Source organism: Alkalicoccus daliensis (assembly GCF_900103955.1).
GTDB classification, from domain to species: Bacteria; Bacillota; Bacilli; order Bacillales; family Salisediminibacteriaceae; genus Alkalicoccus; species Alkalicoccus daliensis.
This window is the reverse complement of sequence record NZ_FNIL01000002.1, coordinates 268485-284949: the sequence shown is the minus strand read 5'-3', so window position 1 is coordinate 284949 and position 16465 is coordinate 268485. Positions and strand designations below refer to the sequence as shown.

The following is a 16465-nucleotide window of genomic DNA, read 5'->3' as shown; positions in this document are numbered from 1 at the left end:
GAATATTAATTATTTGAATTTCCTTGCTGTAAATGCTCTTCCACGTCTCTAAAAATTGAATTAAATATCCAATCTGGCGTCTCATTGACATCAGTTGACTCCATTGGGTCTCCGTAGCCCCAAGACCTTATATTATCTTCAATTCTCACGAAACCTTGAGAGTGCTCTGTTGCTTTAGGACTCGCTTCTTCATAATGCATTTCTTCCACCCTGTATATAAATGCTTGAACATCAATATTCATAAAAAATACCGGAGTATTAATATTCAGAAAAACAGGTTTCCAATCTTCTTCTGAAAGATCTGCGAAATATTCCTCCGTAATAAAATACGTATCAAATTCTTCTTGCTTCAATGACTCAGGTTCAGCTGTGTGAAAAGTAATATTGTCGAAGGTTTTACTTGGTTTTTCCCCAATTACTCCAATATTAAGTGGTTGCCCATCATATGCTGCCTTCCACTCATCCTTAATGATCAATTCCTCAGATTCGACAGTATCTTCATTTGATGCGCAGCCACTCACAAAATGTAATGCTGCAAAAATCATAATTAGAATCTTCACTTCTGATTTCCCCTCTCCACTTCAATTTATAAGGAACAAACTCATTCAACGCAGCCTGTGTAGTTAAAAGTTCGAAAAAAATACCATTCTCTTAGTGAGGTATTACTTCCCTTTAAGTTTAAGTAAAAGTCCATTCTCTTTTCTTTATATGCAGGGCTTCAAAAATGGCTTTCACTTCTTTTATTTTAACTTGTTTTATTATTAATTTTTTTCTCAAGCTTAAGAGGAATTCGTTTGCATTAATGTTTTTGTATGTAGACTCACTGAGCAGCTTTCTTTCTGCGTAGTTTGAATAATATAAAGACCATCAATAAAGCGAAAAAACCAAACAGTACATACGGGGGATCATCCAGATATGTAACTGTCATCCAAAATAATAAAAGCCCACATACACTGCCAGGAATCAGCGTACTCCATTCTTCAGATAAATTAAATTTCTTATAAAGAATAAAATAACCGACAAGAAAAGGAAAAGTGCCTAAACTCAGAATTCCTATAATGTGAGTGAAATAATTAGTACCAAATAACTCAAGCAGAGATTTCAAAAATTATTCTCCTTTCTATGATGCAGACATTTAAATTAAATACAGGTGATTCCTACTAATGGAAAGCGAACTCTAAGATAAAAAATAATGAGTACCCGCCTTTATTTCTATGAAGGCTTCCCGGACAAAACTGCCTCTAGCAGTATGTTCTTCCTCATTTCAAAATGATGAACCACTTATTCTCATAAGAGAAAAAACACACCAAAAAACAGTCCGAGTGTCCAAAGCGAAGAAATATAAATAGTTTTTTCGAATGGCTGCTGAAAGCTGTTTCTTTTATGCTGGATGGCGAAGATAAATATAAATATCACGAAAAGAAAGTAAATGAAAAAGCTGTATATCAGTGCTGGAATTTGTGCTGTCCATAGCATGAGAGGGCCGAATGTTCCTCCTGCCAGGAAAAGCACGATGGAGACGAATCCGATTATACCGATCAATACAGGCCCCTTGTGCCAAAGCGGATGCGTGAAGAAACTGTTTTCTTTCCTTGCTTCAAACACAAAGAGGAGAAAGAAACAACCGAGAATAAGTGTAATCACCAAAAACACAGTGTAAGGTGAATTTACAGCTGTCCACTCCCCTGCCGCATTTGGAATTGCTCTGTTCTGACTTATGTAATTTGACATCCACATAATTATCACGATGACGAAAACCGTTAATAACTGCAGTAACCCCCATTTCAATCTTGTTCCCTCCTCTCTTACTTTTTATCTATCTGTACTTCAGGAGCTTTCTCTGCAATAACTTCAATCACTTCATCCGAAGTAAAGTAAACATGGTGACATACGGATTTATCTGCTTGTAAATGGAGAGACATTTGATTTCTACACCACTGCAGTAATGTAGAACCTTCAGCTTTAAAAAACGGCCAAAACTTTTTGTTTCGCTTATTTAAAAGGACAAGTGCCTCTCCTATTAAATCGTTTCTCATATGCTCCGGTGTAAAAACTACTGAATAAATTTCCATAAACCTGTTTTCTTCTTCCAGCTGCTCATAATGAAATCTATACATAAATTGGTTATCTTCGAATATCAGACAAAGCCCGGCGTCCCTTTCCACTGAATGCAGCTCAAGCGCATCGTAGCCGCTTTCTCTATAAGTATTAGATACTTGAATTTCATGATTGAAAATTGGATTCCAAAAAGTCAGCTTGAAATCACTCACAGACTCTCCTCCTTGACTAACAAATTATGCTAATATTAATGGTACCATATTATTGGAAAATAAGTTTTCCAGTTCTGATGTTTTATTCTTATACACCTCACTGAAAAGTTTATTTAATTACGGAAATTATTAATTAACAAAATCAATATTGAATAATCTACTGCCAAGGATCTCACTGCAATAAAGGGGGCAATCAGATGATAAGAAAATTATACGTACTTATCGTTGTAATTTTATTATTAGCGGCTTGTGAAATTCAACCGGACAACAATGAGGGGAATGCAGAGGAAACCATTGGTAATCCTACAGCTGAAGAAGTATTATCAAGTTCTCCGGATGCTGATATTTTTATGGCGGGAGATATTATTTACTCCAATGCAGAGGATATCGATTGGGTGATGGAAGCAGATTTAACTTTAGGGGAAGAAGTAATGGAAATCACGAAGCAGTCTACAAATATTCAGGAGTTTGAAAGTGGAACTGCGACAGAACTTCCTGTGGGCACAAAAATATTTGATCACAATGAACATAGAGGAGCTATTTATATTGCAGTGGTGGAAGGTGAAGAGATCAGATATATAGGATTAATCGAAGGCTAGAAGTTTTCTGTAGGATACATCCTCTAAATTTTATTTATACTGCCAGCAGGTACGAGTTAAAGAAGTTACTAACATTTCGATATAATGTAATTGCTTTTACTCTCCCCGCTATTTTTGTATACGTGAAATGGTGGTGTCACTTTCATAAGAAGACAGCTGAAAGAGGTGAAATTAAAATGAAGAACGAAGGTACCTTGAAAAACATAAATTGGAGTGTTTTTATCATAGCTTTACTGCTGGCAATTATCACTGCAGGCATGACAATGTATGACTTAAACACTTCCACCGCTGTTGGGGAAGCTGCACAGTCCCGTACAGCATTTCGTTGGGGATCCCTGAATGTTATTACTGCGGTTATTATCGTGGCTATGATTACTTTTTTGGCAGTCGCTTGGAAGCGCATATTTCCTTTTAATGTTCCAATTGCGATTATTCTATTAGGATTTTGTTATCAGCTATTTTTTAATACATTTACGATTGGATGGGTCGGAATGCTGGGCATGCTAGGCTTATTTGTCGCTTTTTTAACAGGGATAATTTTGATCGTTTCTTATTCTGTTCATCTGATTATTGAACAACGCAGGACTGCACACAGAAGCTAAGCCCGGCAATGGCAATTTAGAAATTTATAAATTATGATTACCAGTCTTTTCCCGATATCGTGTATTTAATCATTTTGAAAGAAGGAGAGAAAATGAGGATTATCCTAATGACCATAGGTATGTTATTCCTGTTCGGATGCTCCGTGGATAAAGACGAACTGGATGGAGAAGTTTCTCAGGCATACATTGCGATGTTCGAAAAATTAATGGAAGAGGACTCGGCGTTAAATAGTGACAAACAGTATATCTCTATTGATTTCACTGAAGCAGAAGATTTAACGGAAGCAGAAATAGAAGAAATTGTGCACCACTTTGAGGATAATTATGAGGTCGATATTATTAACGCTACTGTTCCGGAGTTATTAGAAAGAGAAGATCCTGCGACGGGAATTTTGGAAGGGATTGTATTAAGTGTGGAGGAAGTGACTTATGAGTCCCCCTCTGACATGGTGATACAAGCGCAAAAATACCGAGGTATGGACGGGATGATAGGTTTGGAGATGGAATTAATGTATGAGGAGGATCAGTGGATGGTAAGTGAAAGTGAGATATACGAGATGTATTAAAATAACACCCTGCAAGAGAATGAGTCTCAATCAGGGTGTTATTTCTATTTACTAGAATATTTTTCAAGTTTACAAACATTATCCGAACCTATTTTTTAATCTGCTCTGCATCCATTCGCGGCGGGAGCGATTCATCAACTGCATTTCCTGCCCGCACCGTTACGATGTCTCCAATTTGTATTTTCTCTATTTTTTCTTCAGAAGTATTAAACCATATAGAATTATCCATATATTGCTGAAGCTCTTTCTCGGAAAGTTCTTTTTCTATTTCGAGCGAACTTTCTGTAGCAAACAACATAGCATTCTCTTCTATTTTAATTACTGTCCCTTTGTAAGTATTATGCAGTACATGATTATAAAAAAAGTAAGCAGCAATTATTACTAACATAATTGTAAGAAGCCCAAACAATGCTTTTTTCATTTATTACGCCTCCTTACAATATAAGTCGTTATCGTAAGCCAGATGTTTCAAATTAATTGAACCTTCTTAAGCAAACCCTTTTTAAAATAGAAGCTTATAAATAATTTTTACTTATAGCAAGTATGGCGATCATCGTTTTTACAATTATACTTTTCGTGCTACTCAGATTTTTTCAGGGAAAGTAATAAACATATCAGAATGAATCCTGTCACGATTGTGCTTATCACATTTAAAAATAGAATTCAATATAATAGAAAATATATGCCGTCATGAAAAGTATCATTTCTAAGATAAAATGTTGATCCTTTATGTAGATCTCCCTCACCCCCAAGCAAAAACCAGGCTTCATTTTTGGGAAATGACTTTTTCCCGGGGAAGTGCAGCTGCCAGCCGCTGTAAATTCTTATGGCTGCTTCTATCATCAATCATTGTAGTAGAAAGCTTTGGTTTGCTGATAATAGACACCCTGGTTTGCTCTGCTTCATGCCTCGTAAACTCACAGGACATGCTCTCTCCTAATGTCATTAAGGAGGCTTCTGTTGTTGCAGTAATCCGATGCTTCTCTTCCTGCTTTACCGTGCGTATATTTTCCAGCTGATCCAGCGCTTCCCTGCATGCCTGTATTGCTTCATTTTCCGGCATTGCTACTATCAATTCTTTTTTCGCTTTCAGCGGTGCATTTGGATTGATCCCCAGCTTTACGCTGTTTACATAGTGGATCGTTCCATTAAATAGTGTATTAAGGCTCCCGAAAATGAGCCCGCTTGTCATACCCAGGGAAAAATTTTGAATGATCAGTGACATGATTCCTCCAAAACAAATCGTTGCGACTAAAAAATAAGCGAATACCCTTTTCATTTTATCCCCCCGGCTGTATTTTATATCCAGGTTACCACAAGCAGGTATTTTTGGAAAATAGCATCCATCTTAAGTGTTATAAGGACTCAGTTGTTTCAATGAAAGCAGGAAATAGAATTTTTTTATAGAATTTATTTACAAAGAAAGGATTGCTATCCGCTATTTATCTGGCTTTACATTTAGTGTCTCCCTGCTTGCCTTGACTGTCGGATGCTCTGATTCCTCGGAAGAGAACATTCAGGCGCTCGGTGGAGAAATTTTCGGATAGATTTAAGACTCCTGGTTTGTATGATTAGATCCAGTGGAAATACTGGACAGTCCACCTGACAATTTGTGATCCGTGTCTGGCTGCGCTGTGCTTTCAGCTGAAAGATTAAAGACATAGGAGTGATTTTTTGAAAAAAGCTGCTTACCTGCTGCTTATACCAATTGCGATGTTAATTTTCTTTTTTTATTTCCAGGAAGCTGTGCCGGGCGGGTATGCTTACGAAGAAAGCAACGAAACGCTCACGGTTTATAGCTCTTACCAGACTGAAATACGAAGTTACCCTTTAGATGCAGATTCCGCTGTAGCTCTGGCTGCAGCAACGTTGAGAAACATCATAGATCGTCAGCAGACAATTTTGTTTCAAATCCCCAGTATTGTCTTATTAATCATCGTCTTTTTCCTCTATCGAACAAAAATACAGAGCAGAGATTATATGGAGATGTCAGGAAGAATTATTTATTGGATTGTTTTAGGTTTTTTTGTCGTGACGCTCGCTTATTTAATCTATGTATTTTTTGGAATGACAGCTGATATAGAAACGTGGATCGAGAGAACAGATTCTTATTTAGAAGAAAGCCAATAAGGCGTGATGAAACGGAGGGATCTCTTATCAAATGGAAACTGTTAATTTTCTTCCTGCTGGCTGCCTGCAGTAATACGCCGGAGGAAACCGCAAACCCGAACCCTGAAGATATATTATCATCCAATCCTGAAGCAGATATCTTTCTATACGAAGACGTAGTATACGCAAATGCTACGAATATAGAGCGGGGTGATATTAGGGATTTCACAAAGGAAGAGAGAATTGGAGAAATTGACAGTACTGCGTTACGCGCGGAAAACTTTGCTGAATTTACTTCCACAGCGCTTCCTCCGGGTACGCCCCTTTACTCCACCTCAGAGAAGCAGGAACCCTCTTTGTATATTATCGCTGTGGTGGAAGAGGAAGATATTTTGTACACCGCATTAATAGAAGGATAATTCACGGAGGGGTTGCTTTTATCAAGGAGTATTCACTTTTCTTTTGCTTATGATAATCCCCGGCTGCGCGGAGAAATAAGAGCAGTTCATGACTCTGCTACGCTTAAGGTCCTGCCATAGGAGCATTCAAACATTTTCAATTTAAAAGTGGATGACGGAATTCATTCATAAAGGAAAATATAATAGAGTTCCTGCATGATTAAAATTCTTCCACCCGTTCCTCCGGGATATCTTCATAAGACCCTTCCGCGAGTTCCATGTCTTCCGGCAGTTCAAACAGAGATTCATCAAATGTCGGGTTGATTTCATAGGTGTATACTTCCTCCGTAAGCTCACGTTCTTCTATATTTGACTCCACTATCCCTGGCCCTTCCAGATCCACGTCGACTTCCGCACGAACTTGAAAATGCGTCTCCTGGTCAAACCAGCGGTAAGATACATCCTGATAGAAAGTCTCGAGAACATAGGTATCGAACCCATTTAATTCTTCATCTCTCAACAGTTCGGCCTCTCCATCCTCCAGTATTGCTTCGAATAATTCCTGCTGCTGTTGAAACCAGGCCACCTCTTCCGCTCCTGTAGGAGTCTCTGGAATTTGATAGCGGATCGCTTCTTGACTGCCTTCCTCATAAAAAATTGCGTACTCTGGGTCCTCCCGATCTGTAAACATGTACGTCCTTAGTTCTTCTTCCGGAAATTCTCTTTCCCGGTGCACGAGCACGTCGCCATCTTCAACAAAAACCCATTCTTTTTCCTCTCCCGTAATGTCCGGATCGTCTCCGTCAGAATCTATCGGTCTTTCCCGGTATACACTTTCTATCTCATCAAACTCCGCTAATGCTTCCTCTAAAATAGCAGCAGCCTCTTCCTCCTCCAGCTGCGCATTATTTTCCGCTTCCTCATTTATTTCATCATTTCCGTTATCATTTGTCTCATTCTCTTCAGCAGTGTTATCACCGCAACCTGCGAGTACCATTACACTTGTGAAAGAAAGTATATATCGTTTTTTCACTTGATTACCTCTTTTCCCTGCATATATTGTGAAGAAGAAAATAACATTTAGTTCAGCTTTATAAAAATGCAAACAAACCTCTCCTGTTTTTATTCCCTGTTTGATTTTCTGTTAACGACATAAGCATAATTTATTAAGAAAACTGCGACAGCGATAACTATCAATCCAAACAAGCCATTTGGGCTTGCCATACTATATACAATGTCCATAAATAACATCGTCACGACAGATAAAAGTGCGCTGTATGAATAACGCCATGGAGATTTACCCATCGCTTCTAATATTCCCATCGACTTTGATTTGTTTGAATTTGTCATCATAGCCACCTTATCCATGAATTATTTGATAAAAATTTTAAGAAAGGTGTTACAGTTGCTAATCACTTCGAACATAACAAACCGGAAATCATATTACAAATATTTCTAAAAACAAGAGGGTTTTGAAGTTGTTGTAATTCCATTGCACATACAAAACAAAGAAGATTATACTGCGAAATTTAGCAAATTCATCTATATTCAACTCTTATTTCTAATTTAAAAAAGTTTTCAAGTAAGTGAATTCTATGAATTAGAATATGTTTTTTTGAAAGCAAGCTATATTTTCAGTTGTTTCAAAAATGCTCCTTTTATTAATGAAACAAAATTTATTTTTTGTTTCATTTCTGTTATAATACCTTCAAGGAGGTGTTGATACAATGACGGTAAATCTGGCTGCCCAGACTGCTTTTTTTCCTGAGGAAGATACTCGCGATGATTATCGGTATTACATTAGTAAGTTTTTAAAGCACGTTTATTTTGCGCAGCTTCTTTACAAACGATATGTGACCAATATCTCTCCATCTGATGATGTAAAGTTTAAGACAAATTTTGACGAAGAAAGCATGAAAACAATAAATAGTTACTTGGCGGAACTTCGAAAATTAGAGCTTTTAAGCATGGATGCTCCCTCTGTAGAAGATTTTGCTGAACTGAAGTTTTTTTTAGAAAAACTATATTTTGAATTAACCGAATATGGCTATTTAGAATTTATTTATCAAAACAATTATTTGCTCACAAGCCAGCAGCTGCAGGAAAGGTTAAGTGTTTCCAGAGCAACTCTTAGCCGTATGGTTGCTAATGGCATGGAAACGGCCGATACAACGCAGCATAAAAAATACCCTGCCCATAATGCTTATTTCTTTCAATCTTCTCTAGGGGCCTCACGGGTTCTGGCATTAAAAGCTCAATTTGACAGCAGAAATCTTACGAAAGCACGTTTAATTGAAGAACTGGTGCAAGAAATAGAGAATTTCGAAGAAGAATATGGTGGGAAATTCGAAAATATTTTTGCTGATATTTTAAATGAAAAAATCGATATATACGATTTAGAAGAGCCTGAGGATTTTAAAGATTGGAAAGACGCTTTAGAAGAATTAAAGGACCTTGATGATTAAATGCATATTCCTAATCAGCATCAAATTAGACGATTAGGTTACATTGCTTCCTTATTCGAAGATACTTCTTCCTCAATTTTTGAAAAAGTGAAATACCCTTCTGTAGTGTATATACAACCAAAAGGAAGAAATAAAATCAAAGCCGCATTCCCTTTAATAGATCATGTGATATACGGAGAAACCATACTTTCTATCAGCGAAAAATTAGACGAATCCGGAAGTATTATACAGTATCATTATGGTTGGGAAGAATCACAAAGAGTAAGGGCCAAGGGGAAACAAGTTAGGCACATCATGGCTTTCGGCAACGAAAACCACCGTCCAGGATCTTCTGGCTGGGTAGAAACCAACCCCTTTCATCATCACCATGTGCCTGGAGAACCTAAACAAAGAAAATCTACTGCCGTTCAAACCCTGGAAGAGGTAATACAAATCTTACAAACCTATATTTGTACGGGAAAACACTATGACAGTTCTCATAACTTTTGATTACTATTTTTCTTTACACCAAATGTATAAGCTGCAGATAAGTTTCAAAAGCTTATCTGCAGCTTCTTTGATTGCCATTGTTATCTTGACTATTCCTTGTAATATTTAATAATTTGGCTCTGATAAAGTCTATGGTTGATGAATGAAAATAAAAAAATCAGCCTTCAAAATGGAATTTCTCAGGCTGAAAATATCATCATTTAAGATACCGAAATAAAGAATAAAATATAAAGTTCAAAAAAACCTTCAGAAATGCCAGTCCCTTAGAATCAGTTTTCAATCGGCGGTCGAGGTTCTTTGGATTTCAATCTGTAAATATAAGGACTAGATATAAACAAAATTGGCAGGATTACTGCGTATGTGGTTAAGAATCCTAATTCCGTAAAATCGATGAATAAAAACATTATAAGCGGTGAGCCAGCAAGGAAAAATGTTAGGAACAGCCCAGGTTTATAAGGGGTGACGAACTGAGATTCCCCGCAATACGGACATTGGGTGTGCATGTAAAACCCTCGCAGTGCTTTAAATGATTGTTTCCACGTCCATTGCGTACCACATGATTCACACGTTGGTAATACAGGTTTCATCACTGCCACCTCCTAAGACCCAATAAAAATTGATGATTTTATTGTATCATATGTTCCTTTTGTTGGAATTAAATTTCCTGTTGCTGGTTGATTCTCCCAGTTTATTGTTTGAGTGTCCCACGCTTCATTAATTGGATGAATGCTAACTCCTGTACTGTGATCAAATCCAATCAAGTTAGAATGAGACGAAACAGTACAGCGCGCAGAGGTGATGTTCGCTCCGCTTCATAGGCTTTTTAAGTTAAATCGGACAATTTAGTAAAACATAAATTGAAATACCCTATTCAATAGGGTATACTTTATATAAGTCATCAGTCAAAGAGGTAGTTATGAAACGGACATTTGTGTACGTAGAAAATTTTGATCAAAAGTGGAAACAACTTAGACTCGGTGCTGCTGAACAGCGTGAATTAGAACTTCAATTACTCATGGATCCGAGTCAAGGTGCTGTCATCACTGGTACAGGCGGCCTTCGAAAAATGCGTTTTTCGCCCGAAAGTGAGAACCAGGGCAAAAGTGGTGCTTATCGAGTTATCTATTTGGATATTCAGACAGCTTCCCATACCGTTTTGCTGCTGATTTACGCAAAAAATCAGCAAGCCACCTTGAAACCCGATCAAAAAAAGGTGCTCAAACAATTCGTAGACCAACTGAAGAGCTTGTATACTTCCGAAAGGGTGGATGAAAAATGAAAGAGAAACAATTTTTTGAGGAACTGAAAACCAGTTTAGGCCAAGCGATTGACTATGCCGAAGGTAAGCCCTCAAAAGCCCGTACCAAATCCGTTGTAATAAAGGAACTAGCAACTTTTTCTGCACAAGACATCAAGGATTTGCGCCTGCATATGAATTTAACACAAAAATCATTCGCAGCTTTAATCGGTGTTTCTGTTAAAACGATCGAATCGTGGGAACACGGTACCAACCAACCGAGCGGTGCTGCCCGGAGACTATTAGAGATTTTGAGCAATCAGCCACATGTAGCCGAAGAACAGCAAATTGTTTCTGTTTGAACTATTTCCCAGGTTTTTTTGTGGTCAACATTTTCTTTCGTGTGGATGATCGGGACAGCAAACTCATCCGCGATTACGCCAAACTGAAACACATATCCGCCTCGGACTTGATGCGAAAGATCATCATCGAAAATATTGAAGATGAATGGGATAGAGAAAATTTCGACCGCTTTCTTGCTAGGATGGAAACAAGTCATTCCTTGGGATGACGTCAAAAAAATTTAGTATATAACAGTCGATGTATGATATTCATTTTTCAAAAGAGTCGTAAAAATGAAAAGTACTGGGATTGTAAGAAAAGTTGATCAGTTAGGACGTATTGGCACTCCCCATCGGTGGAGAAGTGCCTTGGGTGTTTCAGGAGGGGATCCGACAGAATTTTTTTTGAAGAAGATAAGATTTTTCTTAGGAAATATGAGACAGATCGCACTTGTGCCGTTACCGGAGAAGTCTTAGATGAAAATGTTGAATTCACTTACGAAAAGTGCTCGTGTTTGAGCCCAAGAGGCGCTGAGATTCTGCTTCGCGAATTACAGTCTTTCAAATTCCTCTCTGTTTCATGATTATAATTTTCCAATGAGTTGATTTTCAAATGCGTGGTTCCAGTTTTCTGCATGAACAATTCCACAGCTTTTATGTATGTTTCTTCCATACGATGGTATTCCTCCATCGTAAAAACTATTCCACTGAAGGAGTTTCCTACCTCAGATATGCTGGTCCATTCCTCTGCCACGATGTAATACCCATTTGCATCTCTATTTTCAGGGTCGTGTTTTGTGATACGTACCGATTTCGTTGCCTTCCTTCTTCCTAAATAATTGATTTCTTTATTAATAAGATGTCCTAATATATAAACGGAATTTTCTTAATTGTAATTAACTCTCCTTCTTCTAACAGCAATTCTTCGGGAGACCTTATCTGATGCAGTAACACCTTTTTCCTCTGTAAGACTTTCATTGAATGTTTCGTCGAATTGATAAAATTCGCCACCTGGAACGTACATTTTCTATATTGGTCCGCGTGTTCATAAAGGTAATCCAACAAGATATCCAGCTCTTTTTTCGTCAGAATGCCATATTCAATTTCAATTTGTAAAGGAAGATTGAACCCTTTTATACCCTTTGTATATTTATTGAAATGTACATCTAAATCACGTGCTTGATAACTTCTTGCAGTCAATGGAACATCCGCTGCAATATAACAAATAAAGGTCATTTTTTCACTACCTGCCATTTATTATTAAAGGTTATTAAGAATTTCTTCGCTGATTATTGAATAACTATTTCCTCAAAAGCTGTGGATTCACCATTTACATGAACATCTATTGTATCGGTTTCTGCATCTGTGGTTAAATAGTATACATTTTGCTGGACAGCAGCATCTTGCAGGTTGGTTTCATTCAATTTTATTGTTAAAGTGCCTCCTTGTGTATCTAAATCCGTTTCTACTTCTCCACTTGAATGAAATACAATATAATATCCTTTCTCTCCATCAGTAATTTGTTGTAGCTTTAAATTCGAATCAACATTTTCCTGCATATGATCAGGCACATTATCAATTTCACTAAAGCTCAATTTCGATGAATTACAACCGCACAAAATAAAAATTACTAGAATACTCCATCTAAATATTATCTTCAAGGTTGCCACCTCTTCTTTTATATTATTTGGATAGTTTGAAAAGAAATTATTTTTAAAGTTGATCCCACGACAAATAATTATTTCTTATTTTTCAGCTCCAAAAGAATTGGGGATATGTTTAATAAAATCGATATAAACGTCAAAATCCATAGTGCTATTTCCATGGTAGGCACGACATCAAACAAAGCACCCCAATCCTCCGCCTTTACCCAGGTCGACACCATGCTGTATGCATCAGTCAGTGTGAGCGCTGTAAATGATAATCCCATTGCCATAGCAATTTTATAGTCTTTACCTGCTGCATACATGCAGAGGTTTGCAATAGTTGCTGCTATAGCAATCACCCCTAATATTATCCACATGATGGTATCTCCCTTAAGTTTTTATTTCGATGCTGTACCGCTTACTTAGATAACCTTATTATATCTTATGTTTCCTTAAATGGAATTAACTTACTGATCATTTTAGAATCTTTATTTGCAGCTACATTCAAACGGAGAAAGATGTATTTTTTGTTTCAGACTTAAATCTTATGTATTTGCTTTAACACGAATATACCGGTAATAATAAAGATTTAATTTAACATCTGATCATTCTCACTGGAGAAGCAATAAATCGAATGTGAAATTATACTATTTATGAAGGCAGATACGGAGCAGTCTCAGCAGGAAAATTCTTTTGCTATAAATGAGGAAGCAAGCGGAGTGAAAGCCATAGAGAAAATATCTGGAATTAAAAACACCTTTAAAATCGAAAAATCATCATTGAAACCGGCCCTGCAGAAGAAAATAATCGAGGAAACGTAAAAGAGGACACTCTACCCGCAGCTGACAAGCATAGAGAAGCTGCAATTCAATCCACGCGCATAAATCTTTAAAAACCCAAATGTTTTGCTTTTCTAACCACGCCTGTTTTTCAATAAAAAACTCTCCCATATATTTTCATCAACAAGGAAAAATTCTTCGTGTGAACAGCCAGCCAACAAGCACTTTCCATTTTTGTAGAACATCAAGTCCTCTGGTAATTCTGGACTTCTCCAATCAAAAAGTGAATTGCTGCATTCTTTTAAGAATTGCCTTGTAGCATTGTTTAAATTGAAATAATAAACATAAGCTGTATCTTCAGGTAGATATGTCGTTTCCCATTCTTGTTGAATTTTTCTTTCAATGAAATGTTCTTTGATTGGTTCTATCAAAAAATCAATATAAGCAAGGCGTTCATCTTCAATCTCCATCAGTTGTCTATCCTCAACAAATGCAAATATATTGCAATTTACGTATAATAAGTCAATTAGCTTTTTATATCGTTTGTTCTTTACATTTTCCATTATAGTCAGCATTTTAATTCCTCCGCTTTAAAAAATTATTCATGTTGCTATAGCGAATTTTATAATTTAGACCCTGGAATGCTAAGAGATTGTAAGCATAAAAAAAGTACCTCTATAAGAGAAAGATCAGCTTTGGATAGCCTCTTTTCTTAGACTGTTACACAGCTCCCGATTAGTAATAATATGTAAACTTAGCGTTATATAAAAAATACTAAATTGAAACTCTACATTCATGAAAATTAAAACAATCTAATTTTTATAGAAGTAGGGACCAAACTCTGTCTCATGAGTTATAACATATGTCCACTTAAAATCAGCACTTACAATATATACATCTATAAATCCGTTAAGTTTATTCACAATATCTGTATCTTCTAAAGCAGAAGCATTGTCCAGAAAAAAAGCGCTCTTTTCTTCCTGGTAAAAAAGAAAACATTTCTTTTTCTTTTGTTGGTTAAAAGCAGCTCTCGCTTCTTTACCCGTTAAGGAGCTTACTTTGTTATAGCTAAATATATGCCAGAACATCCCATTAAAATGAATTTGATTTTTCTCAAACCGAGTGATGTTTTTCGTAAATGCACCTTCCCAATTTTTTCGCAGTTCTTCAGCTTCCGCAGCTTCCAAGCATACTACTAGTATATTTTTCACTTTTAATAATTCTACTTGCTTTTGTGTTTTTTCTGACATTCTTTTTTTAGGCATGAATGACACCTCTTTTCACATTTGGTAATATCCTAAGAAATCGCTTAACATGCTTCTTGAATATATCAGCACTTTAAAAAACTACCGCCAGTTACAAATAGTAACCCTGCAGTCAATATTAATAGTGATAAAATTCTATTTGTACATAAAAGTAAGCTAATAAGTTACATTTATAACTTATAATATTCAAAGATTTTCTTCATTGTTCATTACACCATATCTTTGTTCTTTACCCATCCATAAGCTGACCTCACGCCAATGAAGCTCTTTAGCGGAGATCCAGCTTATGGGATAAAGAAACGGTTGATCAATTTGCCATTCTTCACTCTCTGCCCAGTAGAATTGCCCTTCTTTCAGCAATAGTTTAGCTCCATAAATGATTGAGTCCTGGTCTTCTGCACGTGGATGAATGTGAAAGTGAGTAACCCCTTTAAAGAGCAATTCGATTGCCGAAGGTCCTAGAACTTGTCTTTGAAACAAGACACGTACACAGGTATCCAATTCAGATGACATACTCATGGAGAGATCTTCATCAACAAAAGCCTCCGTCCACATGTAAAGTTCTTTCAAACAGCTATCGTGAAATCCTCCGAAGAAATCCATAAAATTTTCAATGTCGGTAAAGTTATTAATCTTATTCCACTTCACTACGTCCCCTCCTCTTAATAGAATGATTAATTACCGCATGGACACTCATTTTCTGAAAATTTGAATGTAACTTAACTTAGTATTAAGCTACATTCAACATCCTTATATAAATTTAGACAAGTTATTTTGTAGACCATCTCTTTGTAAGAATGAAATCCTTGGAGGTTCCGTCGAGATCACATCAATTATGTGATTTAGAGCATTTATTCCGTAATGTTTGTATTTCCCAGGATGTATATCATCAGCTATAGTGCCGAGCTCAATAAAGTCTAGATATCGTGATTTTGAATAAAGCGAAAAAACTCCCCCTTCATAAACCTCGTATTTGTCCAAAGCAGTAAAACTCTCGTTACGAACCGAATAAGCAACATATGTATCAAATTCAATCCGAAGAACGGGGAGGGTTTCATCCATATTGACGGAGTCATAAGTAGAAAAAGTATTATTTTCACCACTTGAAATTTCAGGTATTATACAGCGGTCAATATCAACAATTAAAGTGCCGTCTTCAGGTTCGAACAATGAATTTAAATAAAGATAGCCTTGGTATTGTAGTAGTTCAGAATAGTCCATAAAAGTCTCCTTCCTCAAATTAACATTTAAGTTTACCAGCTTTTAAATGTAACTTAACTCACAAATAAGTTACTTCCACTATTTTTCAAAACTTAATTCCCAAATTTCCAACGGATTGTTATAGAGTTCATCTGGAACATAGTGGAAATCTTCTTGCAGCCTGATTGTATAGGACACTCTCTCTCCCCCTAAAGAGATGGTATCTCCACTGGTGAGGGATGGCTGTTCAGTTAAACAATAAAAAGTTAAATTATTTTTCATTACATTGAATCGCAGAATTAATTTTATACAAGGAACCACTGAGCGCGCCAAACTGATTCATACTATAATATCCAATCTTACTCTGGATTTTCTATGTATCTGATTATTGTTATTCATAAAAATGATCCCACGACAAATAATTATTTCTTATTTTTCAGCTCCAAAAGAATTGGGGATATGTTTAATAAAATCGATATAAACGTCAAAATCCATAGTG

General features: G+C 36.5%; 27 protein-coding genes. 11 read left to right on the top strand and 16 right to left on the bottom strand.

Going from position 1 to position 16465, the window contains the following annotated elements; genetic code table 11:
* Nucleotides 1–5 precede the first annotated feature (5 nt).
* The 4 genes from BLP92_RS06085 to BLP92_RS06070 all read right to left on the bottom strand — a co-directional run bounded on the left by BLP92_RS06085 (nt 6) and on the right by BLP92_RS06070 (nt 2270).
* Nucleotides 6–560, bottom strand: coding sequence for a hypothetical protein (locus BLP92_RS06085; protein WP_090841612.1), 555 nt, complete (start codon nt 558–560; stop codon nt 6–8).
* 260 nt (nt 561–820) lie between these two features.
* The gene (locus tag BLP92_RS06080) at nt 821–1105 is read right to left on the bottom strand and encodes a hypothetical protein (RefSeq protein ID WP_090841610.1); all 285 of its coding nucleotides are present in this window, start codon (nt 1103–1105) and stop codon (nt 821–823) included.
* A gap of 182 nt (nt 1106–1287) precedes the next feature.
* Nucleotides 1288–1788, bottom strand: a complete 501-nt coding sequence (locus BLP92_RS06075) for a hypothetical protein (RefSeq protein WP_090841608.1) — start codon at nt 1786–1788, stop codon at nt 1288–1290.
* 17 nt (nt 1789–1805) lie between these two features.
* Nucleotides 1806–2270 (bottom strand): hypothetical protein, encoded by a 465-nt coding sequence (locus tag BLP92_RS06070; RefSeq protein WP_090841607.1) that lies wholly within the window; start codon nt 2268–2270, stop codon nt 1806–1808.
* 197 nt (nt 2271–2467) lie between these two features.
* On the opposite strand from BLP92_RS06070, the gene BLP92_RS06065 reads away from it, so the two are divergent.
* From BLP92_RS06065 to BLP92_RS06055, 3 genes are all read left to right on the top strand, one after another.
* Nucleotides 2468–2869, top strand: a complete 402-nt coding sequence (locus tag BLP92_RS06065; RefSeq protein WP_090841605.1) for a hypothetical protein — start codon at nt 2468–2470, stop codon at nt 2867–2869.
* Between the two features lie 176 nt (nt 2870–3045).
* The gene (locus BLP92_RS06060; protein WP_090841604.1) at nt 3046–3471 is read left to right on the top strand and encodes an RND transporter; all 426 of its coding nucleotides are present in this window, start codon (nt 3046–3048) and stop codon (nt 3469–3471) included.
* Between the two features lie 107 nt (nt 3472–3578).
* On the top strand, nt 3579–4037 hold the full coding sequence (locus tag BLP92_RS06055) for a hypothetical protein (protein WP_139148925.1): 459 nt from the start codon (nt 3579–3581) through the stop codon (nt 4035–4037).
* Nucleotides 4038–4125: 88 nt separating this feature from the next.
* On the opposite strand, the gene BLP92_RS06050 is transcribed toward BLP92_RS06055, so the two are convergent.
* Together BLP92_RS06050 and BLP92_RS06045 are read right to left on the bottom strand one after the other, a co-directional pair.
* Entirely contained in the window at nt 4126–4458 is a 333-nt protein-coding gene (locus BLP92_RS06050; protein WP_090841600.1) for a DUF3221 domain-containing protein, read from the bottom strand.
* 345 nt (nt 4459–4803) lie between these two features.
* A complete protein-coding gene (locus BLP92_RS06045) occupies nt 4804–5316 on the bottom strand; it encodes a hypothetical protein (RefSeq protein ID WP_090841598.1) in 513 nt (170 codons plus the stop codon).
* A gap of 395 nt (nt 5317–5711) precedes the next feature.
* Between BLP92_RS06045 and BLP92_RS06040 the strand changes: the two genes are divergently transcribed.
* Together BLP92_RS06040 and BLP92_RS06035 are read left to right on the top strand one after the other, a co-directional pair.
* Complete coding sequence (locus tag BLP92_RS06040) at nt 5712–6167, top strand: hypothetical protein (RefSeq protein WP_090841596.1); 456 nt, start codon at nt 5712–5714, stop codon at nt 6165–6167.
* Nucleotides 6125–6565: a hypothetical protein gene (locus BLP92_RS06035; RefSeq protein WP_090841594.1), complete on the top strand. Its 441-nt coding sequence runs from the start codon at nt 6125–6127 to the stop codon at nt 6563–6565. The genes BLP92_RS06040 and BLP92_RS06035 overlap by 43 nt, the downstream gene beginning before the upstream one ends.
* A gap of 199 nt (nt 6566–6764) precedes the next feature.
* On the opposite strand, the gene BLP92_RS06030 is transcribed toward BLP92_RS06035, so the two are convergent.
* The gene (locus tag BLP92_RS06030; RefSeq protein WP_139148924.1) at nt 6765–7577 is read right to left on the bottom strand and encodes an outer membrane lipoprotein-sorting protein; all 813 of its coding nucleotides are present in this window, start codon (nt 7575–7577) and stop codon (nt 6765–6767) included.
* 89 nt (nt 7578–7666) lie between these two features.
* Entirely contained in the window at nt 7667–7894 is a 228-nt protein-coding gene (locus tag BLP92_RS06025) for a hypothetical protein (RefSeq protein WP_090841590.1), read from the bottom strand.
* A gap of 377 nt (nt 7895–8271) precedes the next feature.
* Between BLP92_RS06025 and BLP92_RS06020 the strand changes: the two genes are divergently transcribed.
* Together BLP92_RS06020 and BLP92_RS06015 are read left to right on the top strand one after the other, a co-directional pair.
* Nucleotides 8272–9009: a hypothetical protein gene (locus BLP92_RS06020; RefSeq protein WP_090841588.1), complete on the top strand. Its 738-nt coding sequence runs from the start codon at nt 8272–8274 to the stop codon at nt 9007–9009.
* Nucleotides 9010–9498, top strand: a complete 489-nt coding sequence (locus BLP92_RS06015; protein WP_090841586.1) for a toxin-antitoxin system TumE family protein — start codon at nt 9010–9012, stop codon at nt 9496–9498.
* A 269-nt stretch (nt 9499–9767) separates the two neighbouring features.
* Here BLP92_RS06015 and BLP92_RS18325 read toward each other — a convergent pair whose 3' ends face one another.
* Nucleotides 9768–10085 carry a TIGR04104 family putative zinc finger protein gene (locus BLP92_RS18325; RefSeq protein WP_090841583.1) on the bottom strand — a complete coding sequence of 106 codons (318 nt, stop codon included), beginning with the start codon at nt 10083–10085 and terminating at the stop codon, nt 9768–9770.
* Between the two features lie 329 nt (nt 10086–10414).
* On the opposite strand from BLP92_RS18325, the gene BLP92_RS06005 reads away from it, so the two are divergent.
* The 4 genes from BLP92_RS06005 to BLP92_RS05995 all read left to right on the top strand — a co-directional run bounded on the left by BLP92_RS06005 (nt 10415) and on the right by BLP92_RS05995 (nt 11660).
* Complete coding sequence (locus tag BLP92_RS06005; protein ID WP_090841581.1) at nt 10415–10777, top strand: type II toxin-antitoxin system RelE/ParE family toxin; 363 nt, start codon at nt 10415–10417, stop codon at nt 10775–10777.
* Nucleotides 10774–11097 (top strand): helix-turn-helix domain-containing protein, encoded by a 324-nt coding sequence (locus BLP92_RS06000; protein WP_090841579.1) that lies wholly within the window; start codon nt 10774–10776, stop codon nt 11095–11097. The genes BLP92_RS06005 and BLP92_RS06000 overlap by 4 nt, the downstream gene beginning before the upstream one ends.
* A complete protein-coding gene (gene relB / locus BLP92_RS18320; protein ID WP_425284427.1) occupies nt 10992–11306 on the top strand; it encodes a type II toxin-antitoxin system RelB family antitoxin in 315 nt (104 codons plus the stop codon). The genes BLP92_RS06000 and relB overlap by 106 nt, the downstream gene beginning before the upstream one ends.
* A gap of 126 nt (nt 11307–11432) precedes the next feature.
* Nucleotides 11433–11660 (top strand): AbrB family transcriptional regulator, encoded by a 228-nt coding sequence (locus BLP92_RS05995; protein WP_244516678.1) that lies wholly within the window; start codon nt 11433–11435, stop codon nt 11658–11660.
* A gap of 280 nt (nt 11661–11940) precedes the next feature.
* On the opposite strand, the gene BLP92_RS05990 is transcribed toward BLP92_RS05995, so the two are convergent.
* The 7 genes from BLP92_RS05990 to BLP92_RS05960 form a co-directional block, all read right to left on the bottom strand.
* A complete protein-coding gene (locus tag BLP92_RS05990) occupies nt 11941–12312 on the bottom strand; it encodes a hypothetical protein (RefSeq protein WP_090841577.1) in 372 nt (123 codons plus the stop codon).
* A gap of 53 nt (nt 12313–12365) precedes the next feature.
* Nucleotides 12366–12737, bottom strand: coding sequence for a hypothetical protein (locus BLP92_RS05985; RefSeq protein ID WP_139148923.1), 372 nt, complete (start codon nt 12735–12737; stop codon nt 12366–12368).
* A 77-nt stretch (nt 12738–12814) separates the two neighbouring features.
* Nucleotides 12815–13099: a hypothetical protein gene (locus BLP92_RS05980; RefSeq protein ID WP_090841573.1), complete on the bottom strand. Its 285-nt coding sequence runs from the start codon at nt 13097–13099 to the stop codon at nt 12815–12817.
* Between the two features lie 536 nt (nt 13100–13635).
* On the bottom strand, nt 13636–14076 hold the full coding sequence (locus BLP92_RS05975; protein WP_244516676.1) for a stage III sporulation protein AH: 441 nt from the start codon (nt 14074–14076) through the stop codon (nt 13636–13638).
* 237 nt (nt 14077–14313) lie between these two features.
* The gene (locus BLP92_RS05970) at nt 14314–14766 is read right to left on the bottom strand and encodes a DUF4275 family protein (protein ID WP_090841571.1); all 453 of its coding nucleotides are present in this window, start codon (nt 14764–14766) and stop codon (nt 14314–14316) included.
* 186 nt (nt 14767–14952) lie between these two features.
* The gene (locus BLP92_RS05965) at nt 14953–15414 is read right to left on the bottom strand and encodes a hypothetical protein (protein WP_244516674.1); all 462 of its coding nucleotides are present in this window, start codon (nt 15412–15414) and stop codon (nt 14953–14955) included.
* 102 nt (nt 15415–15516) lie between these two features.
* The gene (locus BLP92_RS05960; RefSeq protein WP_090841569.1) at nt 15517–15987 is read right to left on the bottom strand and encodes a hypothetical protein; all 471 of its coding nucleotides are present in this window, start codon (nt 15985–15987) and stop codon (nt 15517–15519) included.
* Between the last annotated feature and the right edge of the window lie 478 nt (nt 15988–16465).